The organism is Acidisphaera sp. S103 (assembly GCF_009765975.1).
Taxonomy (GTDB): domain Bacteria; phylum Pseudomonadota; class Alphaproteobacteria; order Acetobacterales; family Acetobacteraceae; genus Rhodopila.
The window spans coordinates 59,018-85,184 of sequence record NZ_LMUJ01000065.1 but is presented as its reverse complement, the minus strand read 5'-3'; the positions used below and the strand labels follow the sequence as shown (position 1 = coordinate 85,184).

Annotated in this window: 23 protein-coding genes; 12 read left to right on the top strand and 11 right to left on the bottom strand. The window is 57.8% G+C overall.

What is annotated here, in order from left to right:
• Positions 1-155: 155 nt before the first annotated feature.
• The 7 genes from GSQ89_RS24235 to GSQ89_RS24205 form a co-directional block, all read right to left on the bottom strand.
• Positions 156-1,265 carry an IS110 family transposase gene (locus tag GSQ89_RS24235; protein ID WP_158930087.1) on the bottom strand — a complete coding sequence of 370 codons (1,110 nt, stop codon included), beginning with the start codon at positions 1,263-1,265 and terminating at the stop codon, positions 156-158.
• A 105-nt stretch (positions 1,266-1,370) separates the two neighbouring features.
• Positions 1,371-2,513, bottom strand: a complete 1,143-nt coding sequence (locus GSQ89_RS24230) for a class I SAM-dependent methyltransferase (protein WP_158930085.1) — start codon at positions 2,511-2,513, stop codon at positions 1,371-1,373.
• Between the two features lie 192 nt (positions 2,514-2,705).
• Positions 2,706-3,053 (bottom strand): type II toxin-antitoxin system RelE/ParE family toxin, encoded by a 348-nt coding sequence (locus GSQ89_RS24225; RefSeq protein WP_158930083.1) that lies wholly within the window; start codon positions 3,051-3,053, stop codon positions 2,706-2,708.
• Positions 3,040-3,312: a type II toxin-antitoxin system ParD family antitoxin gene (locus tag GSQ89_RS24220; protein ID WP_158930081.1), complete on the bottom strand. Its 273-nt coding sequence runs from the start codon at positions 3,310-3,312 to the stop codon at positions 3,040-3,042. The genes GSQ89_RS24225 and GSQ89_RS24220 overlap by 14 nt, the downstream gene beginning before the upstream one ends.
• A 360-nt stretch (positions 3,313-3,672) precedes the next feature.
• Positions 3,673-4,743 (bottom strand): acyltransferase, encoded by a 1,071-nt coding sequence (locus GSQ89_RS24215; protein WP_158930079.1) that lies wholly within the window; start codon positions 4,741-4,743, stop codon positions 3,673-3,675.
• Between the two features lie 623 nt (positions 4,744-5,366).
• Positions 5,367-7,694, bottom strand: coding sequence for a hypothetical protein (locus tag GSQ89_RS24210; protein WP_158930077.1), 2,328 nt, complete (start codon positions 7,692-7,694; stop codon positions 5,367-5,369).
• A gap of 1,388 nt (positions 7,695-9,082) precedes the next feature.
• Positions 9,083-9,655, bottom strand: coding sequence for a histidine phosphatase family protein (locus GSQ89_RS24205; RefSeq protein ID WP_158930075.1), 573 nt, complete (start codon positions 9,653-9,655; stop codon positions 9,083-9,085).
• A 201-nt stretch (positions 9,656-9,856) separates the two neighbouring features.
• On the opposite strand from GSQ89_RS24205, the gene GSQ89_RS24200 reads away from it, so the two are divergent.
• Both GSQ89_RS24200 and GSQ89_RS24195 read left to right on the top strand, forming a co-directional pair.
• Positions 9,857-10,837, top strand: a complete 981-nt coding sequence (locus GSQ89_RS24200) for a metallophosphoesterase (RefSeq protein WP_158930073.1) — start codon at positions 9,857-9,859, stop codon at positions 10,835-10,837.
• 808 nt (positions 10,838-11,645) lie between these two features.
• Positions 11,646-12,551 (top strand): isocitrate lyase/phosphoenolpyruvate mutase family protein, encoded by a 906-nt coding sequence (locus GSQ89_RS24195; RefSeq protein WP_254073342.1) that lies wholly within the window; start codon positions 11,646-11,648, stop codon positions 12,549-12,551.
• A gap of 158 nt (positions 12,552-12,709) precedes the next feature.
• Here GSQ89_RS24195 and GSQ89_RS24190 read toward each other — a convergent pair whose 3' ends face one another.
• Positions 12,710-13,363: a nitroreductase family protein gene (locus GSQ89_RS24190; protein ID WP_158930071.1), complete on the bottom strand. Its 654-nt coding sequence runs from the start codon at positions 13,361-13,363 to the stop codon at positions 12,710-12,712.
• Positions 13,364-13,793: 430 nt separating this feature from the next.
• On the opposite strand from GSQ89_RS24190, the gene GSQ89_RS24185 reads away from it, so the two are divergent.
• From GSQ89_RS24185 to GSQ89_RS24170, 4 genes are all read left to right on the top strand, one after another.
• On the top strand, positions 13,794-15,230 hold the full coding sequence (locus GSQ89_RS24185) for an MFS transporter (RefSeq protein ID WP_158930069.1): 1,437 nt from the start codon (positions 13,794-13,796) through the stop codon (positions 15,228-15,230).
• A 298-nt stretch (positions 15,231-15,528) separates the two neighbouring features.
• A complete protein-coding gene (gene egtD / locus GSQ89_RS24180) occupies positions 15,529-16,506 on the top strand; it encodes an L-histidine N(alpha)-methyltransferase (protein ID WP_158930067.1) in 978 nt (325 codons plus the stop codon).
• A 214-nt stretch (positions 16,507-16,720) separates the two neighbouring features.
• Positions 16,721-17,641 (top strand): alpha/beta fold hydrolase, encoded by a 921-nt coding sequence (locus GSQ89_RS24175; protein WP_158930065.1) that lies wholly within the window; start codon positions 16,721-16,723, stop codon positions 17,639-17,641.
• 586 nt (positions 17,642-18,227) lie between these two features.
• The gene (locus GSQ89_RS24170; protein WP_158930176.1) at positions 18,228-19,199 is read left to right on the top strand and encodes a helix-turn-helix domain-containing protein; all 972 of its coding nucleotides are present in this window, start codon (positions 18,228-18,230) and stop codon (positions 19,197-19,199) included.
• Between the two features lie 48 nt (positions 19,200-19,247).
• Here the strand turns inward: GSQ89_RS24170 and GSQ89_RS24165 are convergent, their stop codons facing one another.
• Positions 19,248-19,772, bottom strand: a complete 525-nt coding sequence (locus GSQ89_RS24165) for an OsmC family protein (RefSeq protein ID WP_158930063.1) — start codon at positions 19,770-19,772, stop codon at positions 19,248-19,250.
• A gap of 389 nt (positions 19,773-20,161) precedes the next feature.
• Here GSQ89_RS24165 and GSQ89_RS24160 point away from each other — a divergent pair, with 389 nt between their 5' ends.
• A complete protein-coding gene (locus GSQ89_RS24160) occupies positions 20,162-20,587 on the top strand; it encodes a nuclear transport factor 2 family protein (RefSeq protein ID WP_158930061.1) in 426 nt (141 codons plus the stop codon).
• An 84-nt stretch (positions 20,588-20,671) separates the two neighbouring features.
• Positions 20,672-21,058, top strand: a complete 387-nt coding sequence (locus GSQ89_RS24155; protein WP_158930059.1) for a RidA family protein — start codon at positions 20,672-20,674, stop codon at positions 21,056-21,058.
• Positions 21,059-21,239: 181 nt separating this feature from the next.
• Here the strand turns inward: GSQ89_RS24155 and GSQ89_RS24150 are convergent, their stop codons facing one another.
• Positions 21,240-21,827, bottom strand: a complete 588-nt coding sequence (locus GSQ89_RS24150) for a methylated-DNA--[protein]-cysteine S-methyltransferase (RefSeq protein ID WP_158930058.1) — start codon at positions 21,825-21,827, stop codon at positions 21,240-21,242.
• A 658-nt stretch (positions 21,828-22,485) separates the two neighbouring features.
• Between GSQ89_RS24150 and GSQ89_RS24145 the strand changes: the two genes are divergently transcribed.
• Positions 22,486-23,112 (top strand): alpha-ketoglutarate-dependent dioxygenase AlkB, encoded by a 627-nt coding sequence (locus tag GSQ89_RS24145; RefSeq protein WP_158930056.1) that lies wholly within the window; start codon positions 22,486-22,488, stop codon positions 23,110-23,112.
• A gap of 3 nt (positions 23,113-23,115) precedes the next feature.
• On the opposite strand, the gene GSQ89_RS24140 is transcribed toward GSQ89_RS24145, so the two are convergent.
• The gene (locus tag GSQ89_RS24140) at positions 23,116-23,544 is read right to left on the bottom strand and encodes a nuclear transport factor 2 family protein (protein ID WP_158930054.1); all 429 of its coding nucleotides are present in this window, start codon (positions 23,542-23,544) and stop codon (positions 23,116-23,118) included.
• 235 nt (positions 23,545-23,779) lie between these two features.
• On the opposite strand from GSQ89_RS24140, the gene GSQ89_RS24135 reads away from it, so the two are divergent.
• The 3 genes from GSQ89_RS24135 to GSQ89_RS24125 all read left to right on the top strand — a co-directional run bounded on the left by GSQ89_RS24135 (position 23,780) and on the right by GSQ89_RS24125 (position 25,968).
• Entirely contained in the window at positions 23,780-24,277 is a 498-nt protein-coding gene (locus GSQ89_RS24135; protein WP_158930052.1) for an RbsD/FucU family protein, read from the top strand.
• 266 nt (positions 24,278-24,543) lie between these two features.
• Positions 24,544-25,200 carry a glutathione S-transferase family protein gene (locus tag GSQ89_RS24130; RefSeq protein ID WP_158930050.1) on the top strand — a complete coding sequence of 219 codons (657 nt, stop codon included), beginning with the start codon at positions 24,544-24,546 and terminating at the stop codon, positions 25,198-25,200.
• 111 nt (positions 25,201-25,311) lie between these two features.
• Positions 25,312-25,968 carry a redoxin domain-containing protein gene (locus tag GSQ89_RS24125; RefSeq protein WP_158930048.1) on the top strand — a complete coding sequence of 219 codons (657 nt, stop codon included), beginning with the start codon at positions 25,312-25,314 and terminating at the stop codon, positions 25,966-25,968.
• Positions 25,969-26,167 lie beyond the last annotated feature (199 nt).

Below are 26,167 nucleotides of genomic sequence, written 5' to 3'. Positions count from 1 at the left end.
GCGGAGCTTCCTCTGTCTAGGAGCCAGCATCGGATGAGATCCGGCTGATAGTGGATGCGAGGGTTCTCCTGACCGTGACCGTGCCCCCAGCCTTGCTCAGTTTTGGGATGTGTTGATGCGGCTGTCGTCCTCCCTGGCGCTTGCCTTCGTACGTATCAGCCGTTCGCTTGCTGCACCAATTGGGCAATTGCCCAGACGAAGCCTGACAGTTCGCGCGCAATCGCGGCAGTCACCACGGTCGGCAGCTTCCCAGCTTGGGACAGCTTGCGATAGCGGCGACATAGCCGCTCCTGGGCCTTCCAGGCGGTGTCGCGGACTGCCTTGGATAGCCCCTCTTGACGCAACAACAGCTCTCGGCTGATCCGGGGTGGAAAGCGATAACTCCAGGCTGCCTCGACCAGCATACGCCGTGCGGCGCCATTGCCAGCCTTGGTGATCCCGCCCTGGCGTCGCGTTCCGCCACTGGAATGCTCCGATGGGACCAGACCCAGATACGCCATGAGCTGGCGCGGATTGGTGAAACGGGTGATGTCACCGAGTTCCGCGATCAATGTGGCGGCCACCACCAGGGCCATCCCACGCAACGCCTGCAGAGCGTGCACCACCGGTGCCAGCGACCAGTCCGGCAACGCTACTTCGATATGCGCATGCAGGCGGTCGCGCCGTGCCGTCGCCGCTTCGACGGCAGCGATGCAATCTTCCAGCACGATGTGGTGCACGGGCTGTTCGAAGCGCAATCCCGCCAGCCAGCGCCGGTGCATCAGCGTCCAGGCCGGTCGGTGGTAGTGATGGCCATGCCGCAGCAGGAAACCGGAGAGCTGCTGACGCGCCTGGCGCAGGGTGCGCACCGCCGCCAGACGCGCACGGACAAGATCGCGGATCGCCTCGTGCGTCTGATCCGGAACCCAGACCGCAGTCAGTTCGCCCGCTCGATGTAGCTTGGCGAGATTGATCGCGTCACGCCGGTCAGTCTTGATCCGATCGCCGGGCCTGCGCGGGATCAGCGACGGCGCAACGACCACACATTCGTGTCCGGCCACCGTCAATTGCCGTTGGATCCCGTAGCCACAGGGTCCGGCCTCGTAACAGAACCGCAGGTCGCTGCCGCCGCGAGACAATCTCGCCGCCATCCCCTTCAGGGCAGTAGGCGTGTTCGCAATCTGGCCATGCTGGCGCACTTCTCCCCGCTTGCCCGCTTCGGCCAGTGCGACTGCGATCGTATCTTTGTGCACATCCAGACCGACGTAAATGATAGGCTTGTCCATGACCCGTCTCCTATGCATGAGGCTCGGCACCAGACCACCCGGCGCAACCCTCGAAACCCTGCATACTGTGAGACGGGTCGCCCCTATCTCAGGCGAACATCTGGTCTAGATCCAGCCGCCGATGGCGAAATCGTCCCACAGCACGGTTGATGGGCCATCTGTCAGATCCAGTCGGATGGCGCGCACGGGCCATTTCTCGCGCGTGCCGTTGATGCGGATGGCGATGTCGCGCCAGCCATCCTCGGCGGCGAGCTTGACTCGCATGCTCTGCTCCTCGTTGAAGTTTTCCCTGGTCGCGTTGATCCAGAAGATTTGCAGTGTCTCCGTCGGCGGACTGACCAAGTGGACCCGCAGCGTGATCGCATCGATCGAGCGCTGGGCAACGACGGCACCGGGCAGGATGAAGAACGGGTCGGTCAGCTCGGCATCGATCTGAATGGCGCTGCCTTTCCGCCTGATATTTATTCCGTCGGTACGATGAGCTTGGGCCGCCAGTTCCGCGGGAGCGAATGCTTGTCGCCAGCCCAGCCGCAGCGGGTCCAGCACATGCGTGGTGGGGTACCAGGGCGATGGCGCGGCGGACTTCTTGCGCGCCCAGCCGGTGCGGCCGCCGTCACCGAGAGCGAACTCTCCGAAATCGGGGTGCTGGCGCAGGATCAGGTTGTAGATGCGGGCAACGTGGTAGGTGTCGAGTTCGGCTTCGGTGAAGTGGGCGAAAACGGTTTCCCAGGCGGGGTGGCCGCCGCGGGGGCGGAGGTCGAGGTCATCCATCACCAGCCACGAGCCGGGACGCAGCAGCTTGCCGACCAGGTAGACGGCCAGCGCGTCGTGGCCCCATTCATGGGCACCATCGAGGAAGCAGAAATCCAGGCACGGTTCGCAGACTCCGTTTTTCGTTTGAGCGGCGATCAGATCGCCCATGTACCAGTTGTAACCGGCGGTGCTACAGATGGCGTTGATATAGGGGGCCATACCGGTATGGGCGGCCAGGACATGGATGCCAATCGGGTCGTGCACCATGATGTCAATAGTGGTGACGCACCCACCGCCTCGCTCCTGCAAGGCAGCGGCGATGATGCAAGTGGTCGCACCGTAGCCGGTGCCAAGCTCAATACATTCCTGCGCATTGCTGTGCAGGACACAGTCGTAGATTCCGCGCATGGTGGTGGGGGTGAGCAGGAATAGAAGCTTTTCGCCGCCCGAGGTGCGGTAGGTGCTCAGACGTTTGTAAATCTCGTCGAATTTCATTCGTTGATCCTATCGGATGACAAAGGTCGGATCAATTCGGATGAGATCATCAGGTCTTGTGAGAGCCGAGGCTGGAGCCGATGCGCTGACTGGTTCGTTCAAACCTTCGACCTTGAGCGTTAGCTCGATGGCAGCGGCTGAGTGGCATTATGGAGCAGTTGCCACCTACACCCACGCCGCTGGTCCAAGCGGTCAGTGCCGAAAACGATCCAGGATCTGCTGCCGATGGTCTACGCCGCCGAAGAACGTAGAGAGTATTCTAACCTCTGACGACAGCTCATCGATCTCGAAGTAGAAGATAAAATTCTTGTTGGTCACGGTCCGAATGCCGGGCCTGATCTTCGTGTGTTCGATGCCCCGGTGGGGATGGGCCGCGAATGTCCGCATGTAGGCCAGGGCCTCGTTGATGCGAGCGGACGCTCGCTCCATCGCATTCTCCAGGTCGTCCCCGAATTCCTGGTAGACATGAACTAAATGTCCCTCGATGAGGTCGAGGTCGCCTGTGATGTCTGCGGCGCGGCTGACCTTATAACGTCGCACGCGCTTTCCTCTTGCGCCCCAGCATCGCGCGGGTCTCCGCCTCACCCTCGTCGAGATCGACGAAGGCTCCGGCGCGCCGCTGATCGATCAGTGACCGGAGGGCCTGGAGTTCCGCATCGTGCATCTCGGAATCGCGCCGCAGCATCTCCAGACCGCGCTGGAGAACCGCGCTCAGGCTCGGGTACTGCCCGCTCTCGACGAGCGTGCGCGCATAGGCTGCCTGGTCGTCGGTCAGCGAAATCGACGTCTTCGCGGTCATGGCTACCTCCTATCGCCGGGTAATACTGAGTAGCACCAACGTCAAGGCATCGGTCGTTATCGTCCCCCATTTCGATGTGCCGCGACGGAACGGCCGCCTCGTTCGGCAACCAGCCACCAGGATAAAGGCCGCGGACAAGCACTGCACGCCGGAAAGGCGGTGCCGGGGAAGGCGTTGCGAACAGAGGCTTAACACTCGGCCGATGCCGGTTGTTGCCAAATGCCGTAATTTCCCCGGGGTCGTTCCGTAACCATGGCTGGCCGGTTAAGTCGTTGCCGATGATGGAGCTTTCGGCCCCCGGATCATCCTTTGGGTGGCAACTGCTCCATAACGCCGCTAGCGCAAGTGTCACCACATAAATCAAAAATTTTGCAACGCAGGGGCAGGTCGGCCTTTGAGCTTAAAATATTGCTGTAGTGGTTTGTCATAAAATTTGAGGGATAAGTAGGCGATCTCGGCAACAATGCCTGCCTCGATGATGCCAAACAGCCAACAGCCGATCAGGCCGAAATGCCAATGCCTCAGCAGTTCTTCTCCGATCCGAAGCACCGGCCCCTGCAGGATGTAGAGGGGATATGAAAGTTCACCAGCGATGCGGCAACCCTGGGCGAGTCTTGGTCCTGGCTCAACCGCGGCTCCGATCGCGATGATCGCCGGAAAAAGCAGAACGACATAGAGGAGGTCGAAAAGGCCTGATATATGTAGCGGCAGTAACAAAAGAACTGCTAAACTCAAGATCAGGCCGAGGCCAATCCAGGAGGCAAAATGTTGGGAGATTCTACATCTGTAGAGTAGAACTCCGGCAAAAAACGGGAACATCACTCGACCGAATCCGTAGGCAAAATTTCCCTGATTATTGCCGCCGTAAATACCATGGTTCATGAAGGCCACCCATGCCAGCACGACGGCGCTACAGGCAGTCAATATCATTAGTCGCCGCGATGTCAGGTGTGGCGCGATCACACCGTATACGGCGTTTACGAACAGCTCGAATGCGAGAGACCAACTTGCCATGTTGAATGGATAAGCTGTTTCCCATTGCGGAAACACGTAGGAGGGCAAAAGCAAGAGAGCCAAGGTTCCGCTGAGTGCGATCTGCTCATAGGTAACGTCGAGCTTGACTGTCGCGGCCAGCAACGCGAGGGCGATGCCCATCGCCGTGCCTAACAGGATCAAGGGATATAAGCGTGTGATCCGTATCCGAGCGAATGAAGCCAGGTCCATTGATCCGCTCTGCAGCCGTCGCTCGTAGGCGAAGGAAACGACGAACCCACTGAGCAGGTAGAAGAAATCGACGGCTAAACCGGCAAAGGGAAGGGCTGTCAGGTCATGTTGTTGTACTAGATGCAAGGTCAGCACGACCAGTGCTGCGACGCCGCGAAGGCCATCCAACACCGCAAACCGATGTGCTTTTGTTTGTAATTGAAGCATGAAAGTAGCTAGCCCTTGTTACCTAATGCGGAACAGACATGCGCATAATGGTCTTGAGGTCTAGATGCAAGGCGACCATAAGGGTTAGAGTCGAATCGGTTGAAGTTGCGTGCCGACGTCCTTTTAACCGACGTCCACAGCTTACTTTTTTGCATAAAAATGCATATGCGAAATGGCGCACCGCGACGCACCATTTCTACCGAAGTGGCTCTGATAGCGTTGTTCGTTGATATGCTCCGGTTCCGATCGCACCAGGAAGCCATCTGCCTGGCTCGGCAATTTATGCGAACGTCTCGATGTTCTGTGTCAACCGAAGCTGCAACGAGGCGGCATTTCACCAATCCACGTCTTCTCTCGGGACGAACGCGGATGCCAGGGCATGGGGGACGAACAGCTACCGGCCGTCCCGAAGGTGCTCAAGCCAACCCTACGACGTCAAAGGCTTAGCACGCTTTTGACGTCGTAGAGCGTCGAGCCCAGGATTTCGGCAGCCTCCTCCACACGTCACCTCGCCCTATCCCCGCTCCGTCAGTGTCAGAATTATCTTGGCCGGGATCGGAGGAAGTGAGTGCAGTCCATAATTCGACATGAACTCACCAATGGCCATTCCCGCCAAATTCCACCTACGAATGCGCGGAGAACACCGCGGAGTGAGGCGTATCGATTACCATAGAATGGTGTACGTCTGACCCCATTTGGGAGAACGTTCCCCTGAATGTCGTTGGCTCCCGAATCGATCGGCCGTGGGTCATCACATCGGAAAGCCCCAGCGCGCCAAATGCGTGATGCGTCACGTTGTTGTTGGCGAGAATGCTTGCCAAGGACGTGGGCGTTGCTGTTGGTGTGGCTGTCGCTGCGGGTACAGGTGTCGTGGTTTCAGCGAAGGATTGCACAGATGTCGGCAAGCTTAGTCCGGCGCTAATTGCGGCATGACTGACCAACGCGGCGTCGTCATCGTCGCTGCCCAGTGGGCTTGTCTCTCCGCTTCCACCTGTGAGGACGACAGACCCGTCCTCATCCGCCAACGAGTACCAGTTGCCGCCACCCGCCACCCAGATCGTGTGGTCAACGTAGGCCAATGCCTGTTGTGTTGTGTTACCGGCGATGGTGCCGTTGAGCGTGAGGTAGTCTGCTGAGTTTAACCCCCAGACATCACCGTTCTCATCGGTTACCGTGTCCGTGGTGTCGCCAGCGACAACGACCGTCTCGTTTGGCGACTCGAAAGGTGTCGTCGTCGGACCGGAAGTGACGGTGATTTGACCATCGCCTTCGCCGGGCGTGGATTCCACCGAGTACCAACTGCCACCAGACTCTGCCCACACCGTGTTGTCGACATACGCCATCTGCGTGATTGGCCCGGTGTGAAGATCCTGGCCTCCGTCAACTACGATCTGGTACGCTGACCCCGCAGAGATCTGCCACGTATTGCCGCTGGCGTCCGTGATCGCGTCCGTCGTATCCCCAGCATTGATCGTCGTGCCAGAGGCAGAAGGAAGTGGGTTGATATTGCCGGGCCCCCAGGCAACCCAGGCCGCACCGCCATTGTCGTATATGTCATACCAGCCCTCCGACGTGTCCGCCCACACTAAGGTGTTCACGTAGACCATCTCGGTGATTGGCAGGCTGTAGATGTCAGTGGTTCCGTTCAGGACAATATCACTATTTGAGGTGTTAATACCCCAGGTGTTTCCGTCGGCATCCGTCAAGACAGACGATGAACCAGCGAATAGAGCTGTGTCGGTCGACGATTCGGTGCCGGTTGTGGAAGCTGTGGGATCGACCTCGATGATAAGCGGATGGTCTGTGAGCTCCAGGGTTACGGCGCTGACGTTGTACAGCGTTTCAATCGGCGATGTGCCGGACATCGGATCGAATACGTCGACTGTCGCGTAGGACTGGTCCAATGAGACCGTCACAGGGGTCGTGGGTGTCGTGGCGTACTCGCTTACCTGTGGTTCCGCCCAGACAACGATATCGGAGTCACCGTTGGACTTCAGCAACTCCATCGAATTGCCATCAGAAGGCAGATTCTGAACTGTGTAACCAACGCCCATGGGCGCCACGGTACCGCTATCGGCCAAAATGGATGTCAGGTTGTGGATCGCGGTAGCGGCCATCGTCGGTGTGGTGGAGCTGTCGCCATTGAACAGTCCAAGGCCATCGCCTTCCTCCATCAACTCGTAGAGGTAGGTGGTCTGGATGCCTTGCACTGCATCGTCGAACAGGAGGTCAAGCGTGTAGACGGCCTGCCCGTACTGACCTAAAAATGTTCCAAACGTACCGCTGTATGCTCCGCCGTTGTTGGCGTAGCCGGTCTCGGTGTAGACCGCCGGATCGGTTGAGGACGACTCATTGGTCAGCGCGGCTGCCCGGTTCACGTAATCCATCGGCGGAGCGCCGAGCTGCGAATACGGATGCTGGTTGTCGTAGTCGGCAAGACCGGACGTGGTGGAGGGGTCAGGGTCACCGCTGTAACCGGTGAAGTAGAAAACATTCACGCCGGGCAAGTTGGTGTCGGCCTTGGTATAGCTATAGATAGCCTCCTGCATGTCCACGGCGCCTGTCTGCCCGCCGACGCCATTGTATGTGATCGGAAAATTATTGATTTCGTTGGCGCCCTCCACCGCGTAGACGCTGCCAGCTGTGCTGGCCTCGACCTCATCGATAACGGAAAGCTCTCCTGTTATTACCGACGGGACGTAGGTGCCCCCGCCCGCGAGCAAGAAGTCGAACTTAATCCCGGCTGCCGCCATTGTCTCCAGTGTGGCTAAGGAACCGTCTTCGCCGTCGCGCACATTATCGATGCCAAGGTAGGATAGATCACTGAGAACGTTAGTCGTATTGCCGTAGCCGTTTGCCCCCGTGTTGACGTGGGTGTTTACACCAATCGTCTGGATGAACGCGCTGGCGTCCATCGTTGTTGTTGTGTCATATGAATTGTCATCTGGCATTTTTTATTCCCCCGGTTGGCGACGCCTCTAGGTGAAGATATTGTTGCCGCCACATTTCCAGACAGTGTCATATTGGTAATTTTGCACGAATGAATTCGCGAGGCAAGTGGGGATCTAGCCTTGCTGGGACTGGCATTTCAGTTCTTGTTGAGATCGAGCCTCTTTATCTGCAAAAGCAGATCAGAACGCGGCGATCTTCATTTTACGTTGGGGGGTCTGCTCGTTGAAGCAGGTTACTTCCACTGGGTGGCTTAATCCGCCCGCTTTCTCCTACAGGTCGGAGAGCATATCAGGATGCTTGGTATTTGGTGAAAGGCAAGTCCATCGGTGACCCGCGAAGTCATATGTCCTCCAACAAGGTGTCGGGAACCCTATGGACGTCGGCGCTGCTGAAATCCGATCCTTATCTCACAAAGAACCACCTCCGGCCCGCAAGAAATCCACCGTTGCCGCTGAACCGTTCCCAGGATAAGCGAGAATGATCTCGGAATACGCTTCGGGTTAGCCAGCGGCCTGTACAATACTCTGTCCGACATCATACCCCGAACTGACTCCGGCATCAGCGTCAATCCCAGCCGGGCGGCGACAGGCCGATGATAGCGACCTGGTGCCCGGCTTCCTCGACAACACGCGGCGTCAAACCTGGCGACCGATGGCTTGCATCGCATCGCCAGTCCGGCAACGCGGTAAACCTGCTCGCCATTGCTGACGCGGCGTCGACCTCGGCCGTCGAGTGTCCATACCGTAACGCCCTCGGCCGGGGCGTCCAGGACTACTCTGTCCATAGAAAGGCGCCGACCAACTGACTCGGATGGTGGCGCTCCCCGCCCGCGGCCTGTTAATTCGTCTGCCGGTAGGCGCAGCTGAAGGTCGCGTTGTGGCCGCCACACTGGCCGTTGTCCACTGCAATGAGATAGGGGCCAAGCCGACGGAATCGGATCCGGCAATCATCCTCACCGCTTCCCATGCGGAGCTCGCCCTGATCCCGGGTAGGCTGGGTTGCCGTCGATGTTCCCAAGGTTACGTTACCACGTGGCACGATCGCAATGGTCATTCCGCTGCCAGCCTATGAGGCTCCTTGAGTGAAAATCCGCTTTGAAGTGGCTCCCCTCTGAAAACACGCTTCAAGCCATTCCCATCCAACTCCGTGAAGACCTGGAGCAGGTCGTCCATGACCGCCTGACCTGCGTCAAGCGCTGGACGTTCATCTCTGTTCATGTCGGCGCCGAAAGATTGGGGCGTCTTCCCAAAGCACTTGATGACCGGCAACACACTCGGGGAGGTCCATGGTGTTCGACTCCACGACCTCCTCGATAACACCCAGATGATGTGTGGGCACGGACCCCGCGGGCAAAGCGGTTGCTTGCGCGTATGAACAAGACTTCCCTCTAATCCTCGATGCGCCGCCATCCTGAAAGCAGACGACGATCTGAGACACCGAAGGAGTAGACGTTGCCGCCACCGGGTTGGTCATCACTCCGACTGATCGGGACGCCTTTGAGATGGCTGAGCAGCAATGCGCCGACACCGCCATGGGAAACGATGGCGATGTCTCCCGCGGTGGTGGCCGTGGCGATGACCTGGTCAACGGCATCAACGATCCTGCGCTGCGCGTCTGCTGCCCGCTCCCATCCGCGCACGCTCTCATCGGGGCGGGCAAAAAACTCGTCTGCGACAGCCTCAAATTCGGCCTGCGGCAGGTAGCCGGTCGCGGACCGATCGTTCTCGCCAAGGCCCTCCACGACCACCGGCCTCAGCCCGAATTGGTCCGCCAGTATACTGGCCGCGTCCACCGCTTTCCGTTCGGTGCTGCTGAATACAGCCCGCACGCCCACGAGCCACGGCCGCTCCAGCGCCAAGCGCATACGGCGCATCCCAACCGGCGAAAGCGGCCAATCCGTTATCGGCACCGCGGGGTCGATCGTCACCTCTGGATGCGTGATGAAGTGGATAATGGACATGATGCTCCGAATTGCTGTTCGTCTGCCCCATATGCCGAGGAGGCTATCGAGCCGAAGATATTGCCTGGTGCGCCGGACTGCCCTATCCGTAGGCGGAAAGCAGAGTAACCGGGGCGATCCAATCCGTATAAATTTACTTTTCGTCGGGGACCGTTTTGCCCCAAACATGGGCGGACAATCCGCTTTTAGCGACCTGGGGACATGGTGGGCATTCTGAACTGGCCGGAACTGGAACAGTCGGCCCAAGACAGTGATCCACTGACGTGGCTCAAGGGCAGGCTCGGCCCCCTGTACGCTCTGACGAGGCTCCAGAAGGAAGCACTTCTGGAAGCAGACCGCGGTCGATCGCGGCTCCGGCAACTGACCTCACTTTATCATGTGCTCGACCTCGCGGTTCCGTTGGCCCTTCGGATGACCGGCACGATGCGGTGGGGCCAGCGCAATGCCCGCGCCATCCTGGTCGCCAAAAACGAGGTGTTTCTGCCCAACCTTCCAGAGACATTCGACGGCTTCACCATTCTGCATCTGACGGACCTGCACGCCGACATCAGCGAGGCCGTGATAGCGGCTCTTCCTGGAGTGGTCGGGCAACTCGAATACGACGTCTGCGTCTTCACCGGCGACTTCCGCGGAAAGGCCTACGGCCCCCATGCCCGGTCCGAAGAACTCGTTGTTGCGTTGATGTCGGCCATTCGGCAGCCGACTTTCGGCGTTCTGGGGAATCACGATACCGCGTTGCTGATACGGGGGCTGGAGCGCGCCGGTATTACCATGCTGATGAACGAGAACGTGCCAATCGTCCGCGGCAACGACAGGATCTGGATCGCTGGCGTCGACGATCCCCATCACTATCGCATGGATGACCTCGCGGCGGCGGTGGACGGCATTCCCGACGACGATGTGGTGGTTCTCCTGTCGCACAGCACCGATGGATACGAGTGTGCGGCTGACGGTGAAATCGAACTTATGCTGTGCGGCCATACGCATGGCGGCCAGATCTGCCTGCCTGGCGGCCTGCCTGTCATGACGAGTTCGAGACATCCTCGACAGCTTGCAGCCGGTCCGTGGCGTATGGGGAGAATGGCGGGCTACACCTCACGGGGCATTGGCACCAGCCTCGTCGAGGCCCGCTTCAACTGCGCCCCTGAGGTGGTCCTGCACACGCTTCGCCGGACTAGGTAATAGCCCAAAGCCGCGACGAGCCGCTGGCCTGTTTCCATGATGCCGTCGACCCGCTGTTCGTCCCCGGTGTGTGAATCAGCTCCTGGGATGGACCCAGGCAAACAGCGCCCCGGCCGTCGTTGCTGGTAAGCAGGTCATAGATGATGGACTGCAAGACGCATAGTTTGCCTGGGTCCATCCCAGGAGCTTGTGGCGGCGGAGGCCGCAACACCGCTTGCAAGTCGAAGGGAAGGAGGGTGCCCGCCTCGAAGGCGTCTATCGTCCTCCGGAACGCCTTCTGCTTTGAGGCCGTCTCCACGTGGGTGTGGTCCCGGAGACAGTAGGCATCTTTCTGGACTAGTCGAGACGAAGAAGTTGCTTCCTTTGATAGATATTACCCCATCGCTTAGTCGCGCCAGTCGTTCGGCTGGTTACATTCCTACACCTACAGCGGCCCTTTGAAGGGCCTGCGTCGATGAATGGCGACGGTCTACGCGCGCAGCTCGGTCTCGCCGAGCACAAAACGCCGGATGACCGACGCATTTGCGGTTGGCGTTTTTCGTCCCACGTGTACGAGCGTGTCAACGCCGCTTGAAAACTGACCCAGCGGTGGCGTGAGGCGCCGGTGGAAAATTGATCCACCCGGCTGCCGCGGGACACAGAGGTGCGTCATGGCTCGACCGGTTGGACCACGACGCCCTCACCGATTTAAGCTCCACGCGAACATGAGCGGGCGAACTAATTGCTTCCGGCGAATGCCCCCGGCGGACCGGCGGAAAGCCCACCAATGGACCCCTTGCACATATAACAGGACCCTCAGCACACTTGGGTGCTGCAGTCTGCGTTCATCGAAGGGTTGTCAACCCAATTCCACAAAAACGGAACCGCTGAGGGAATCATGATGTCAGCCAACCAGCCTGAGCTATATCAGCGCTTTCTCGCGCTCCATGGGCGCCCTCAGAGTTTTGTGATGCCAAATCCATGGGATGCGATCTCCGCGCTCCTGTTGAAGGAAGCGGGCTTCGAAGCCCTTGGTACTTCTTCAGCTGCGATCGCGGCTTCTCTGGGCCGTATCGATGGACGTCATACTATCAGTTTGCGTGAGCATATTGATAATGCGCAATTACTCGGCACGATAACGGGCCTACCAGTGAACGGCGATTTCGAAGATGGCTATGGCGAGACGCCGGAAGACGTCGCAAGAACCGTCGACGCCGCTATCGATGCCGGATTAGCTGGAATCGGCATCGAGGATACAAGTGGTGATCCCGCCAATCCAATTCGGGACTTCGATGACGCAGTCGCTCGTCTCACTGCCGCTGCAAAAGTTGCCAAGGGGCGCATCGTTCTTACCGGTCGCACCGACAATTTCATTCAAGGTCGCCCCGACCTCGATGACACCATTCGTCGCCTGACCGCCTTTGCCGAAGCAGGAGCAGATGTGCTCTACGCACCTTATCCGGCGAACATGGATGAGGTCTCCGCGATTGTACGGGCCGTGGCTCCAAAACCGGTAAACCTCGTGGTCGGGACGATGGCCGGTACCCTACCTGTGGCGGACCTTCAAAGGGCGGGCGTTAAGCGAATCAGTTTGGGTGTCGCACTTTACACCCGGGTGATGGCCGATCTGCGCAAGGCCGCGGAAGAGCTTGCCGGAGGGGACCTACAATCAGCCAGTACTGGCATGTCGTTCGGCCAAGTGGTGAAGTTGATCAACAATGCGCGGTCCACTTAAGCGATAAGACCCAGTCTGCTTATCGTGACGTGGTCGGCTCAACTTAGATTTGATTCATCAGGGCCTGGCTTGGTGATACGACCCGCCAGGCTCTTGACGTTTCGAGAGCCGCGGCCGCGCCCCCTACATCGAGACAGCGCGGCTTAGGCCTATTTGACTCACTCGAGAAACGTGAACAACTGGTCGACCGGCAAGCGGGGCTTGGGTCGTTCCGTAACGTGATCTTCAGCGGTACGCCGACCAATTGCTAGAAGGACGATGCTCGTATAGCCCTGACTACGCAAACCAAGGTCGGCGTCCAGAAGCCGTGAATGAAACCCCTCCATCGCAGCTACATCAATCCCGAGCGCGGCGGCCCCCATCAATGCGACACCAAGAGCAAGATAAGTTTGCTTCTCGAGCCATTTCGCGGTGTCTCGGGCGTCATACTCATGGACTGCCACGCTCGGAAGAAGGATGTTCTGCCAGAACTGGTCGATTGAGATACCAGGAAACCGCCCACTCACTCGTTCCTCTTCTCGAACCGCGTCGAGGTGCGATTGCGGTAGACTCATGCGGCTACAGAACACGATAACATGAGATGCCGACCTGACTTTTGATTGGTTCGCTTCAAAGCCCCCGCGCATAGAATTTGCGACGCGCTCCCGAGACGCTTGCGTTGCAGCCACAACAAAGTGCCAAGGTTGGAGATTGAAGGAACTCGGCGCCGATCGGAGCAGATCAAGAAACTGCTGTAATTTCGTTTCCTCTATAACCGAGCCATCGAAAGACTTGGCAAGATGTCCGGCCTTAATCAGTGCGGGAAGGTCCATCAGTCGTCTCCAGTTGTATTAATCGACCAACGTCTCTGGTCGAACCAGGAGATGTTGACCTACGTACGGCGCTGCTCGCCATTACAACAAGCTCTCAGCAACTCACAGGCACGCAGGCCCGACGCATCACGATACGGGACTTCCAGTCACACAAATCGGAACTGCGACGCGGCTCGTTACCCCAACTGGCACCAACTAATACCGAAAATCCGGGAGGGAACTGGACGATTTGAAACGAGAGCGAGACTTATTTCCCTGATGCGGATGCAACTCTCCCGGAGAGTTGTGATGCCATCTTGGTCCATGACCGTCGATTTCACAGGCCTAATGGTACACGAGCCCAAAACATAGGAAACCCCATGATCCGGATCCCCATCCGAACGTATGCAAAGCCAAGAATTCCAATTACATATTGTACGGAGAAACACGCGTGAGCAGCGTGCCGCAATTTCTGGCTGATGGAGCCGTTTCTCTCGCCGAGCGGAAATCGCGAGTTGCCAACGGCGATGCCCTCATTCTGGCGGCCTCGAGCCTCGGCTGTTGTCTCGTGTTCATGAGCGGAGCGATCATCAACGTCGCCATCGCTGCCATAGGCCGCGACGAAGGCTTGTCATCGTTCCAGCTGCAATGGATCATAAATGCCGAAGGATTGCCGGTCGCGGCTCTCACGCTTGTCAGCGGTGCCTTTGGCGATCGATTTGGCTACAAGAGAATGTTCATAGGCGGGTTGACGTTGTTGGCTTTCAGCTCCATCGCGTCGGCACTGGCCCCTGATTGGAAAATGCTTGTCGGAGCCCGCTCAGTCGCGGGTATCGCGGAAGCTCTCATACTTCCCAACGGCCTTTCGATCCTCGGAAAGACCTTTCCTGCTGACATGAAAGCCCGAGCCGTTGGTATTTGGTCTGCAGTGGCAGCTTTGGCTTGCGCCGTTGGCCCGGGGCTGGCGGGTGTTGTCATCGATCACGGCTCGTGGCGCATGATTTTTCTCATGAATATCCCAATCATATTACTTGCGCTCACCCTGACAATCACCCGAGTTCCTGACGAGATGGTCGGCAGTAATCCCTCGATTGACGCCGCCGGTGCCCTCCTGTCGGCACTCTGTCTCGGTGCGCTGGGATGGAGCGTGACGAACCTGACAAACGGTAGCGGCCTATCTGCTCGGGTGTCAGGCGGCCTCATAGTGGCATTAGCTGCACTCGTGGCGTTCGTTCTTTGGGAACGGCATCGAAGAGATCAAGCCATGATTCCCCTGGAGCTGTTATCCACGCGAACGATCGCTGGCGCAAACCTGTTCACCATCCTTCTCTACGGTTCTTTCGCCGTGGTTTTGACGATACTGCCGTTCGTAATGATCCGCGGAGCCCACCTCCCAACGCTGGTCGCTGGAATGGCTTTTATACCATTGCAGCTATCGATCATCATAGTCTCGCCCCTCGCGGGCACGCTGTGCCGAGTCGTCGGACGCCGCCCGCCACTCATTCTCGGCGCGATTGTGACGGGTATGAGCTGTCTGGCATCCCTGAAAATTGGCCATGACGCCAGTTACTGGCCGGATGTGTTTCCGGCTGTTTTTCTCTTTTCGATAGGGATGAGCCTCACTGTAGCACCGTTAACGACGTTGGTTTTGACCTCGGTGGACGTCGACCGGGCCGGAACAGCTGCAGGCGTGAACAATGCAGCTTCGCGCGCAGGCTCATTGCTTGCAATCGCCTCGCTAGGTGGGATCCTGCAGCTGGACGGAGATGCGCTTCTCGAAGAGTTTCGAATCGCAATGTTGGCGGCCGCCGCCTTTGCATGCTTGGCCGCCTTCGCCGCATTGCTAATCAAGCCGGGTCCGCATGTGGATTGGGTCCCCATTGATTAGTCGGACGGTCCTCAATCTACCACAGCACACCTTCTGGACGCAGCCACCGCCCCGGCGAGAGTTCGGCCAGCCTCTAAATTGGACGATTGAAGACATATCCTGGAACCAACGTTGGTGCCGAGGTGCAATATTCAGATGCAATCGGCTCGAGCCTGTGCGGCGAGCGGCTAAGGGGTAGTTCAATGTGCAAGCAATTGGTGGTTCGCGGTCAATCCCCGCGACGGGCTCATCTTTATATCGGGCATGTCCTGCCGCGGATCGACCGTCGAGGGATCGAAAGAAGCATAGCGAACGCTGAATGATGAACATCCACGCCCCGGGGACACTCCTTGACCTCGAGCCGTCACGCGCTGAGTTCCGCGACGCGGTTTTAAGCGGGCTGTCCAGCGGCACCAAGACCATCCCTTGCAAATTTCTTTACGATGTCGTGGGTTCTCGTCTATTCGATCGCATCTGCGACCTGCCTGAGTACTACCCGACTCGGACCGAATGCGGCTTGCTCTCGCTGTACGGTGACCGCATCGCGGAGTTCGCCGGATCGCGCGCGAGCCTGGTCGAATTTGGCTCAGGCTCGAGTGTAAAGGTGAGACTGCTCCTTCTCGCTCTAAATCAACCGGCTAGCTACGTACCTATCGACATATCACGCGAGCATCTGATGCAGGCGACCACCGCACTCGCCCAGGATTTCCCCAATCTCTCGATCTCTCCGGTGTGCGCCGATTATTCCGCGCTTGAGGCTCTACCATCCAGCTCTATCCGCGGCTCTGGCCGAAGGATCGGGTTCTTTCCGGGGTCGACAATTGGGAATTTCTCGCCCCAGGATGCTGGAGAATTTCTCCATCTGGTCAAGCGGTTACTAGGTCCCAATTCATTGATGATTGTAGGGGTCGACACCCCGAAAAATCGATCGACGCTTGAGGCCGCATACGACGATGCTGAAGGGGTGACAGCTGCGTTTAACCTCAACCTCCTGGCCAGGGTCAACAGAGAGCTGGACGGAGATTTTGATCTTACGGCTTTTCGCCACCAGGCCATCTGGAATGAGCGTGAGTCCCGCGTCGAGATGCATCTTATCAGCGCGTCAAAACAGGTTGTCCATGTTGCGGGGCGTCGCTTTGGCTTTACCGAAGGGGAGACAATCCACACCGAAAGTTCGTACAAATATGCGCCCGATTGCTTCCAGACCCTTGCGCGGAATGCCGGTTATTGTCCGCGGGCTGTATGGACTGACGAGGAGGGTCAATTCAGCATTCATCTGCTTGAGATTGCCTCTTGATAATTCGCCGACTTTCCGTCGCCCGTCCCAGGTGCTCTCGTCATATCACCTGCGATAGGAGGCACTCTTGCGCTCTACCGGGGCAGCCATTCTGTTGTGGCATCGTAAGGTCGAATCCGCAACGGACTTCGGATGCTGGGACACTCTCTGAAGACTCTTTGACAACGCTCCTCATGTAGATGCATCGGGACATATTTGTTCGAGGGGGCCATCAATGACCGATCATGTTCGCGTTGGATTTAAGACCATTGACGGTGTCACCTTACGAGGCGATTTTTTTGCGGCCGAGGGTACCGATCTGCCCTGCGTTGTGATGACGCAAGGGCTCTGCCTCCTAAAAGAACACTACATTCACGATCATGCACGGAAGTTTCGCGACTCAGGCGTCTCTGTGCTCGTCTATGACCACCGCGGCTACGGTTCGAGTGACGGAGGCCCGCGCCACGAAACCAATCCATTGCAACAGGCTGAAGACTACCATGATGCAATATCGGCAGCGATGAGGCTGCCGGGGGTCAATGCCGCCCGGATCGCGATCTGGGGTATCGGGCATTCTGGTGGGGCCGCAATGATCGCGGCAGCGAATGAGCCGCGGATCAAGGCGGTGATCCTGAACATGCCGTTCCAATCCGGCTCTTACGATGCGGGAAATTTTCCGCCCGGATTACTCGGCAGAGTGTGGGGTGACCGTAAGATCCAGACTGCCTCCGGCAACCCTGAGCCCGCCTACGTGCAGCTCTGGCCGGTTTCCCTGGCGAATGCACGCGGCGAGGAAGGCGAGCGGACTTTCTTGACCGGTGAGGTTGTCTGGGAGTTCATCTCCGGCGCTTTGAAGCGCTCGCAAGCGGCCGGAACTCCCTGGGAAAACAAGTTCACTTTGCAATCATTTTATCATCTGTCGAGTGTCGAGCCGCGGCTCTTTGTACCGCGAATCTCACCAGAGAAATTACTGTATGTCGCGGCAGCCGAAGACCCCGTCACTGGCTCACTTGAGGCACACAGAGCTGTCTTCGCGACAGCGCAGCAAGGCGCTGAATTTGCGGTCGTGAGACCGCATCATCTCGGTACCTATTTTGGTGAAGCCTTCGACGAAGCGATGGCCGTCCAGGTCGAGTTCCTCAAGCGCAAAATCTGATTGTGCGTTATGAGATCTGACCTCTACGGGTGCTGCGGATACCAGGTCGTCCAGCGTTGTTTCCCGCAGCGATGCTCTACGGTGGTTGCTCCATTTTTCAACTGAGGCTTCGGGTATCTCGAGGTAAGCGTTCGGTATCGACCGTGTAGGGGGGAGTTCTGAGGGAACCTACCGTCGGCGCGCGACATTGCCTTGATTTTCGAAGCTTTGCATTCCAAATTCCCGGCCAACCTGGGCTATCCCCGTACTCACCAGACGCCACGAAAGCGAGGGGCCCACGAACTCTCGGCGACAGGCAGCGAACGGACGTCGGCCGGAAGTCCGAGAAATGTGCCCCTTTGTCCAGGCGGACGATCGGGCTCTTCAAGCGGACACGGAAAACAAGCAGTATCGCCTGTGTCGATGGGTGGGGAGAGGCTAGAAGTGTGCTGCAGCCACCCGTCACGACAGGCCGGGCCGCTGACGCCGTCACGTAGCACTCAAGGAAGCTATCACTTCGGGTTGAGTGTTTTGTGCAGTCGAACCTGTGTACGACAAATTGACCTGAACACGGCAACCGGGGTTTGGAAGATTGCCAGTTGAACCGATGATCCGAATTTCGCCCACCGACCTCGACAGCCTTATGTGCACGCTCGATGTCAGTGTCGTAGCCCTTACCGAATGCTTGGTAAGCCGAGGCTACAGGCTCGAGATGGGCAGCATTGGCGTCCCAGGGATCCATTATAACTTGAAGGGTACCGGGCGGATGTTCATCCGCAACGGACCACCAATCGAACTCAAGCCACACACCCTCATAGTCGTCCCGCCGCATAGCCCGTTCCGTATTGAGACGGCGCCTGCACCTGGTCACACCTCGACGCTGCGCTCGGTGGAGGGTCGCTTGCATGCGACAACGACGGGTATGCTCCGCCGTGTGGTAGCGGGTGACACAGTGCCGGAGATCCTTCTGATTTGTGGGTTCTTCAATGCTATCTATGGCTCGTCGACAGACCTCTTCGCGACTTTAGGCGGTCCAATTGTCGAACAATTCGACGAAACGGACAGGTTAGAAGCCACGCTCCGAACTGCTCTGGCTGAACTGGTCGAACAGGAGATCGGATGCGGCGCCATGAGCGCAGCGCTCCTGAAGCAAGTCATAGTGATGATACTGCGGCGCTCACTGACATCCGTTAACCTCTGGGTAGAACGCTTCGCGATGCTCAGCGATCCTCAAATTGCGCGCGCATTTGCCGAAATGGCCCTTCATCCGGGTGCAGATCACACAGTGCTCTCCCTTGCCCAGAGCGCCTGCCTCAGCCGGTCAGCCTTTATGGCACGTTTTTCGGCTCTCGTCGGGCAACCGCCAATGGTCATCCTCCGCGACCTGCGGATGCGACAGGCCGCCCGACAACTAAATGCCCATCAAATGTCCGTCGACCAGATCGCACACGCGGCTGGCTATGACAGTCGGAGCAGCTTTGTCAGAGCTTTTCGCAAAATATTTGATTGCGAACCCACGGAGTATCGCGAGAGGGCCGCTGCCGGACAGTCGAGTGCTGCAATCTGTCTCGTCGATTGATACTTCGAATAGGCGCTGGTCCCAGGCTGAACCGCGTGGTTCGCGCTTTCAAGAGGTGGTCAGATGCTGCATCTGCTGGACGGCCTCCTGTAAATCTCGCATGTGCTCGCACCAGGTCGTGGCGGTATCCATCAGAAGTTCGTTCGATAAAAGAACGGTGCGTACCTCCGAGCCACGAGAGATTGTCGTCTGGACCGGGCAATGGTCGGAGACGGCAGCGATTTTTTGTCGTTGAATTTCGTCCAATGGGCCGACTAGTTGGATTTCCTTGATGAAAATATCTTGCGCCAGCGACCCGTTCCGGTGATGGGTGATGCGCAACCGGATTTTCTCGATCGGCCACTTGTTCTGTGTGACAAAGAGCCGCATCGCCATGAGTGAGCAGGCGCCGATAGCGGCGCTCAGCAAATCATAGGGATTGGGCCCCGATGCCAGCCCACCGACGCCAAAAGGTTCGTCGACAAGGAACGTAGCGCAGCCGCAGCGTACCTTGATCTGGAAGGCGCCGACCTTTGTCTCTTCTAGTATGATCGTTTCCTCGTTGGCTCTCGCCGCTTCATAGCCGCCAGCCATTGACTTGCTCTTCAGTTGGGGGCGCGTACCCCGGATTCACCTGTATGGGTCTGCGTCGTGGCAAGCTGATCTACTCGTCGGGTTTCCATGAACGACAAGACCGCGTGAGAATCATTTTGAGGCCCTTAAGATCTCTCAAGGGCACCGCATGACGACCTCATCACGAGACTAATGCGAATGTGAAAGCCAAAGTTCCAGATCACGTGCCCGATCGTCTGGCTCGACAAGCAATCCCTCAACTCTGCGAAGCTGATTTTCCGGCCATCAACGGTATTCGTGGTCGACCTGGACGCGCGAGCACATCTCCTGGAACTTTGGATCATCCAGGACCCGTATATTGCCAAGCTACATCTAGCAGCATTTTTGACGAGAGACGGATGAGAACCCTCATGAGCAACAATAGCGAGCCGGAAATTCGCCATATCTACGAGACTTGGCATAAGGCGATTCGTGATCGTGATCTGACGACGCTAGTGGCTCTTTACGCCTCGAACGGGAGGTTTGAAAGTCCTGCTGTTTACGCACTGAACGGCGATGCGAATGGAATCGTAGAGGGGCGACAAGCGATTCAAGCCTATTTCGAGACGTTCTTCGCGAAGCTCGACGAGGACGTAGAGGAATGGTTCCGAACCGATCAGTTTTTCTCAAACGGGAAGCTTCTGCTGTGGGAGTATCCACGCCAAACCCCGAATGGGGATCAAACCGACATTGTCGAATCCATGGACGTTGAGGACGGCCTCATCGTTCACCATCGCGTCTACTGGGGTTGGGTCGGATTCCGGGCGATCTTCAAAGCCCTCGGCGTCGCACCCTAGAAATAAGCGGCGACACTCAAATCACACACCAAGACTAACTACGGGTCGCTATCGAGGCGATCTTCTACACCACGGAGAAGTCTGATGACTCATGAAATACACGATGTCGGCGTCGCAAAGCACATTGGCAGCTATAGCGATGCCATTGAGGTCGAGCCAGGATTGCGATGGCTTTATACCTCAGGGACTGCTGGCGTCGACGAAAGCGGCGTCTTCCCTGAAGGAATCGAAGCTCAGACACGTCTTGTCTGGAAATACGTGTTCGCGGCGCTTGAAAAAGCTCGCATGGGGCCAAGTGATTTGGTGAAGGTCACTACTACCCTCATCAATCGGGACGACATGGCCGCCTATGTGAAAATTCGGAAAGAGCTGCTTGGAGACGTAAAGCCGAGCTTCATGCTTGCAGTCGTGAGTGAGCTCATCCGGCCGCAGTGCCTCGTTGAGGTGGAGATCGTGGCAGCCAAGAAGTAGGTTGCCGATTGGGCGAAGCGTGGTTCGCGCTACGCTTCGCCTGCGCATAACCTAAACAATCTCGACTTGAAGGTTCATCGCCGGGCCGCCTTGATAGGTGGTCCGTGAGCGGAGCTTTAGTGACGGGCAGGTTCGTCACGCGACCCTCAGCGTGGATCTGTCCTCCATGCTGAGGGTCGTATTATGCGGTTTGCTGGTTCGCGCTCCCCAATCCGCTTGATTGGACCGGCGCTAGGGTTTTTGCGGTGACGGCCTGAGATCGATGATCAATACCATCCACCACACCATTTTCTCCGATTTCCAAAATCAACAGGCATATTTTTGCCTGCAGGCCACCGGCAAAGCCCGTGAGTTCCCCAGACGCGCCAACCACACGATGGCAGGGAGCAAGAACTGCCAGCGGATTGCGATTGGCCGCGCTGCCTACCGCTCGAACAGCCTTGGGATGGCCGACCTGGCGTGCGATCTCGGAATAGGTTCGTGTCTGTCCAAATGGAATCGTCAGAAGGGCTCGCCATACCTTTTTCTGAAAATCCGTTCCCGCGAAATCGAGCGGAATGTCAAACGTGGTTCGCTCGCCCCTAAAATATTCCCCTAGCTGCCGCTCGGCCTCCTTAAGAGTAGGATTCTCAGGCAACTCGATGGCCGACTCGAACTGTTTCTTATAGCGTTGATCGTTCTCCCAGAGGGTTGCCGCTAGCCCAGCGTCACTCGCAACCAGTTTGAGATTACCGACTGGTGAGGCGATCCATTTGTATGCGTATGACATGATGGCTCCTCAAATGCCGAAAATGGGGTGTCTATGCCGTCATGCTCTATGGAGAACTGTGGCACGGACCGTGGCGATTATTTGGGGTCTGAAACCTGCGCTGGGGTCTTAAAAAGGGGTTCGATCGTCCGGCACCAGACGCGCGCCGCTCTCATGGAGCGCCCGAGGGAGATCGCCACGTCTGACAGTTCGCTCAATGAGCAAGATCTTCATGTGGCCGTCGATGCGGCTGAGGAGTGACGTGGACGAGGCCGAGACCGCCAAAACCAAACCGACTACCCCGACTGGGTGTGTCGCGGGCCGTCATCATTGGTTGATCCGCGAAGCTGTGCCGCGGCTGGCTTCCGAGCGAAGAGCACCGCGACCTGGAGTAAGCTTCGTCAGGCAGCGCGCATCGGAGACCTGCCTCACTTCGAGCATAACATCGGCACACTCCGAAGCGCTGGCTGGCCGCCTCAGCACCCGAAGGATGCTCAGCGTGTTCGGAGGCCACGATTTTGCGCCAATCGTCCGACAAGCTTCAAAACTATCCCCGGACCTGTTGTCACGCGCAAACGGAAGACCATACACCGGTGCGGGCTTAGCGGAACTAGCCCCACCATAGCGGGGCCCAGATGATAAAGGCGCGCCCAACCTACATTGAGGGCGACAGCGAAACATGCAACCCGACCTATTCGATCAAGCGCCCAGATTCGTTTCCGGCTTCGATCTCCGAGCAAGCGTCATCTCGCCCGAGGCGGAGCGCAAACTAATCGCCGAGATTGACCGGGTCGAGCTGCCACTCTTTCGGTTCCAAGGATGGCTCGGCAAGCGCCGCACACGCTCCTTTGGCTGGCTCTACGATTTCAACGGCGGACACTTTGGTCCGACCGAACCGATTCCTGACTTTCTGATGCCCATCAGGGCGTTGGCTGGATCCTTCGCGGGCGTCGATGTGCAGGATCTGGTTCAAGCCTCGATCATCAAGTATGAGGCTGGGGCAGGCATTGGCTGGCACAAGGATCGTCCGGAATTGGACGCTGTTGTCGGGATATCGCTCGGCGCCGCTGCGATCATGCGGTTTCGCCGCCGCACTGAGAACGGCTTCGAGCGCGTGTCGGTTTCATTGTCGCCACGGTCCATTTATCATCTGGACGGCGAGGTGCGTCACGCATGGGAACACAGCATCGCCCCGGGAACGCAGACACGATGGTCAATCACGTTTCGAGGCTTGGCCAAAAAAGAGAAGCACAGGACCGACCCGAACGCACTCAATCGGGCCCATGCCCTCACTGCTAGCGGGTGAGTCCTATTTCTGGTCGGTCAGAACCCTGAGCAACTTACGGAAGCCGGACCACCCCCAATAAACTCGGTGATAGACGATAAGCCCATCCTTGATATCCATGGACTCGAATAGATCAACCTGCTCGCCCGACGGCGTTGCTCTCGGGTACTCCCAGGTGAGGTATTGCCCATCAGAGAAGAATTGCACCGGTCGATGTAAACCTTCAAAGGTATCTGATAGAGCCGCGATATTTTTCGTAAACAGAGCATGTATATTGTCGCGGCCGCGGAGAATACCGTCAGGCGCGTCCGGAAAAATGGCCAACACGGAGGGTGTTTCGATGATCGCATCTTCCGCATAGAGCGCCATCACTCGAGCCATATCTCGCGTGTTAAAGCCCGCATTCCATTCATCATAAATATACCGAGCCCGTTCATGAGGGGTCATATCCATTTGCCTTCGTCCTGTCGTTTTCCAGCGATGTAAGCAGCGGTCATGTTAACCAAATAGGGGAGCCGGGAATCCTGACTTTGTGTCGTCAGTCCGGAAGTTCACAAACAACATATCGAAGGACGATTTGAGACAGCGGCCGGACTTCAGGGTGCCTGGTCTGGCCTAGGGTCTTGGTCTCCGGCCGGATTGGGGATGTCCGCGAAGTGCTTCCCGGCCTTCAGAAAAAGGAGACCTCATGCTCAAAAATGTTGATCCCGTTCTCAACGCCGATATCCTTCACGCCCTCTACTCAATGGGTCACGGCGATGAAGTGGCCATCGTCGACGCGCACTACCCAGCCCAGAACGCCGCGCAGTCCTCGACTATCGGTAAACTGCTGACAATGGATGGGGCCGATACCGCGCGGGCGATGCGGGCGATTCTGTCAGTGTTCGAACTCGACTCATTTGTGCCTCAACCCGCCGAGCGCATGATGGTCGATAATGAGCCCGAAACTCTCCCGCACGTGCAGCGTGAGGCGCAGATGGAGATCAACCTTGCCGTCGGGCGTTGCCTGCCGATGGCGTCGGTTGTCCGTCAGGAGTACTATCAGCGGGCAAAGAACAGCTACGCGGTAATCATGACTGGCGAAACGCGAGGCTGGGGGTGCTTTATCCTGAGGAAGGGCCTGGTCGTTACGGAGGATGTGCCGTCGCTGGAGAATCAGTCGAACACCACACGGTATGGATCCTGAAGCAGGCTGGTAGACCACGGTGCTCGTGACGCGCTTGCTCCCGGGCGACCGCAGGGTCAATTGATCGCCGCCCGGCTCGTATGAGTCCGGAGTCACGCCGGACGTTCTGCGACACATCCTGGACTTTCACCCTCACGGCTTGTCTTACGGTGGCACGACTGAATGCGCGGACGTCGACCGGGTTTCGTTCGGCCTCCGCACGGAACATCGCCCCCCAGGATCGTAGCCAGGACGATTGAGCACGACTTGCCCTCGGAGCAAACACAATGATTGAGCTTTTGACTTGGGCTACACCCAATGGAGTGAGGCCATCGATCATGCTCGAGGAGGTCGGGCTCCCCTATATCGTCCGCCTCGTCGATATTACCGCTGGCGCACAGTTCTCCTCCGACTTCCTGACCGTATCCCCCAACAACAAGATTCCAGCTCTCATCGACGATGATGGGGCTGAGGGCCGCCGGGTGCTTTTCGAGTCTGGCGCGATTCTCCTCTATCTGGCTGAAAAGACCGGAAAGCTTCTCGCCAGTAGCGGCGGCCAGCGCGATGACGCCCTGTCCTGGCTATTCTGGGGGACTACGGGCCTCGGTCCCGTTCTCGGGCGGTTCATGCAACAGGCCGACGTCCAAAATGACACAACCAGGTCGGATCCCAGGGGCCAAGAGGTCACGCGATTGATGCATGTGCTTGAGAAAAGGCTGAACGAGCTTCCCTATCTCGCCACCGTCTATTCCGTTGCCGATATCGCTGCGTTCGCTTGGATCAAGTTCGCTCTCCCAACTATTATGGCGCGACTGAGCGAACAGCTCGGTTCGACGCCAGGGATCGCCCGCTGGTTCGAGAGTATCAATGCCCGATCCGCCGTCATACGGGGCCTAAGGGCTCCGAAGATTAGATTGCACCAGAGAGCGTCGGATTCGGAGTGATCTTTCACCCGCGGGCTCGACGTTCATGATCGGGCTGAACTGAAAGGCGGCTCCTCATTTTATTCTCAAGCCGAGTCGAACTTATACGCCAACTTCGAGGAGTGACAGTCCGTGTCATTGCAACTCAAAATCGATGAACTCGTGTCCGACCATGATGCGCTCGCTGATTCGCGGACAGCGACTCTGGGCGAGGCGATTGCGAAGCTGATTGCTGAGGAAGAGCGGGCTCGCCCGCTCAAGGTTGGCGACGAAGCTCCGCGATTTCGTCTGCAGGCCTACGACGACACTTTCGTGGCCTTGGATGATCATCTAGAATCAGCGCCGCTTGTCGTAACGTTCTACCGCGGCCTTTGGTGTCCCTACTGTCAGGCGGACCTACAAGCCTTCATCAAGCTGATTGAGGAGGCTAATGACCTTGCTCCATGTGTTCTGGCGATCTCTCGACCGCGAGCACCCGGTACCGATCGGCCAACGGATCATGCTCTTGGATTGAACTTTCCGGTTTTAGAGGACGCTTCAGGCGAGCTCGCTGTGCAGTACGGCATTCGCTGGCCCGCCGAAGATGCGCGCACGATTGAACATGCACTCGGTTTAGATCTGTTGTCGTTCAGAGGCACTGAACCGTGGATCAATCCAATGCAGGCGAGGTTTGTCATTGATAGAAATTGCCAAATTGCGTTCGCCGAGATCGCCTTCAGCTACGAAGAGCGCTCAGAGCCGACAAATCTCCTTCCGCTGCTCGCTCAACTACGAGGCAAGGATGACTAGCACTACGTGGGCATCGATATTCTAGATCAGCACACTGAAGGCAATACGCGACATTGCGCCTGAGCGTATCATTGATCGAAGGATAGCTGCCGCGGTGAAGGGATATCAACGAGGGTGCGCGCCTGGTGACCGGGTACCTGAAGGGTTAGTTCGCCCTTCCAGCGCCACCGCCTTGATCGTTTTGGGCTTGCGAGATGGG

What these genes read in the sequence shown, in the direction of transcription:
- GSQ89_RS24235 (WP_158930087.1), bottom strand. Translation starts at nt 1,265, where the DNA reads ATGGACAAGCCTATCATTTACGTCGGTCTGGATGTGCACAAAGATACG.
- GSQ89_RS24155 (WP_158930059.1), top strand. Translation starts at nt 20,672, where the DNA reads ATGACTCATGAAATACACGATGTCGGCGTCGCAAAGCACATTGGCAGC.
- GSQ89_RS24140 (WP_158930054.1), bottom strand. Translation starts at nt 23,544, where the DNA reads ATGGATATGACCCCTCATGAACGGGCTCGGTATATTTATGATGAATGG.
- GSQ89_RS24145 (WP_158930056.1), top strand. Translation starts at nt 22,486, where the DNA reads ATGCAACCCGACCTATTCGATCAAGCGCCCAGATTCGTTTCCGGCTTC.
- GSQ89_RS24175 (WP_158930065.1), top strand. Translation starts at nt 16,721, where the DNA reads ATGACCGATCATGTTCGCGTTGGATTTAAGACCATTGACGGTGTCACC.
- GSQ89_RS24230 (WP_158930085.1), bottom strand. Translation starts at nt 2,513, where the DNA reads ATGAAATTCGACGAGATTTACAAACGTCTGAGCACCTACCGCACCTCG.
- GSQ89_RS24215 (WP_158930079.1), bottom strand. Translation starts at nt 4,743, where the DNA reads ATGCTTCAATTACAAACAAAAGCACATCGGTTTGCGGTGTTGGATGGC.
- GSQ89_RS24190 (WP_158930071.1), bottom strand. Translation starts at nt 13,363, where the DNA reads ATGGACCTTCCCGCACTGATTAAGGCCGGACATCTTGCCAAGTCTTTC.
- GSQ89_RS24165 (WP_158930063.1), bottom strand. Translation starts at nt 19,772, where the DNA reads ATGGCTGGCGGCTATGAAGCGGCGAGAGCCAACGAGGAAACGATCATA.
- GSQ89_RS24130 (WP_158930050.1), top strand. Translation starts at nt 24,544, where the DNA reads ATGATTGAGCTTTTGACTTGGGCTACACCCAATGGAGTGAGGCCATCG.
- GSQ89_RS24150 (WP_158930058.1), bottom strand. Translation starts at nt 21,827, where the DNA reads ATGTCATACGCATACAAATGGATCGCCTCACCAGTCGGTAATCTCAAA.
- GSQ89_RS24210 (WP_158930077.1), bottom strand. Translation starts at nt 7,694, where the DNA reads ATGCCAGATGACAATTCATATGACACAACAACAACGATGGACGCCAGC.
- GSQ89_RS24200 (WP_158930073.1), top strand. Translation starts at nt 9,857, where the DNA reads ATGGTGGGCATTCTGAACTGGCCGGAACTGGAACAGTCGGCCCAAGAC.
- GSQ89_RS24220 (WP_158930081.1), bottom strand. Translation starts at nt 3,312, where the DNA reads ATGACCGCGAAGACGTCGATTTCGCTGACCGACGACCAGGCAGCCTAT.
- GSQ89_RS24135 (WP_158930052.1), top strand. Translation starts at nt 23,780, where the DNA reads ATGCTCAAAAATGTTGATCCCGTTCTCAACGCCGATATCCTTCACGCC.
- GSQ89_RS24170 (WP_158930176.1), top strand. Translation starts at nt 18,228, where the DNA reads ATGATCCGAATTTCGCCCACCGACCTCGACAGCCTTATGTGCACGCTC.
- GSQ89_RS24160 (WP_158930061.1), top strand. Translation starts at nt 20,162, where the DNA reads ATGAGCAACAATAGCGAGCCGGAAATTCGCCATATCTACGAGACTTGG.
- GSQ89_RS24205 (WP_158930075.1), bottom strand. Translation starts at nt 9,655, where the DNA reads ATGTCCATTATCCACTTCATCACGCATCCAGAGGTGACGATCGACCCC.
- egtD (WP_158930067.1), top strand. Translation starts at nt 15,529, where the DNA reads ATGATGAACATCCACGCCCCGGGGACACTCCTTGACCTCGAGCCGTCA.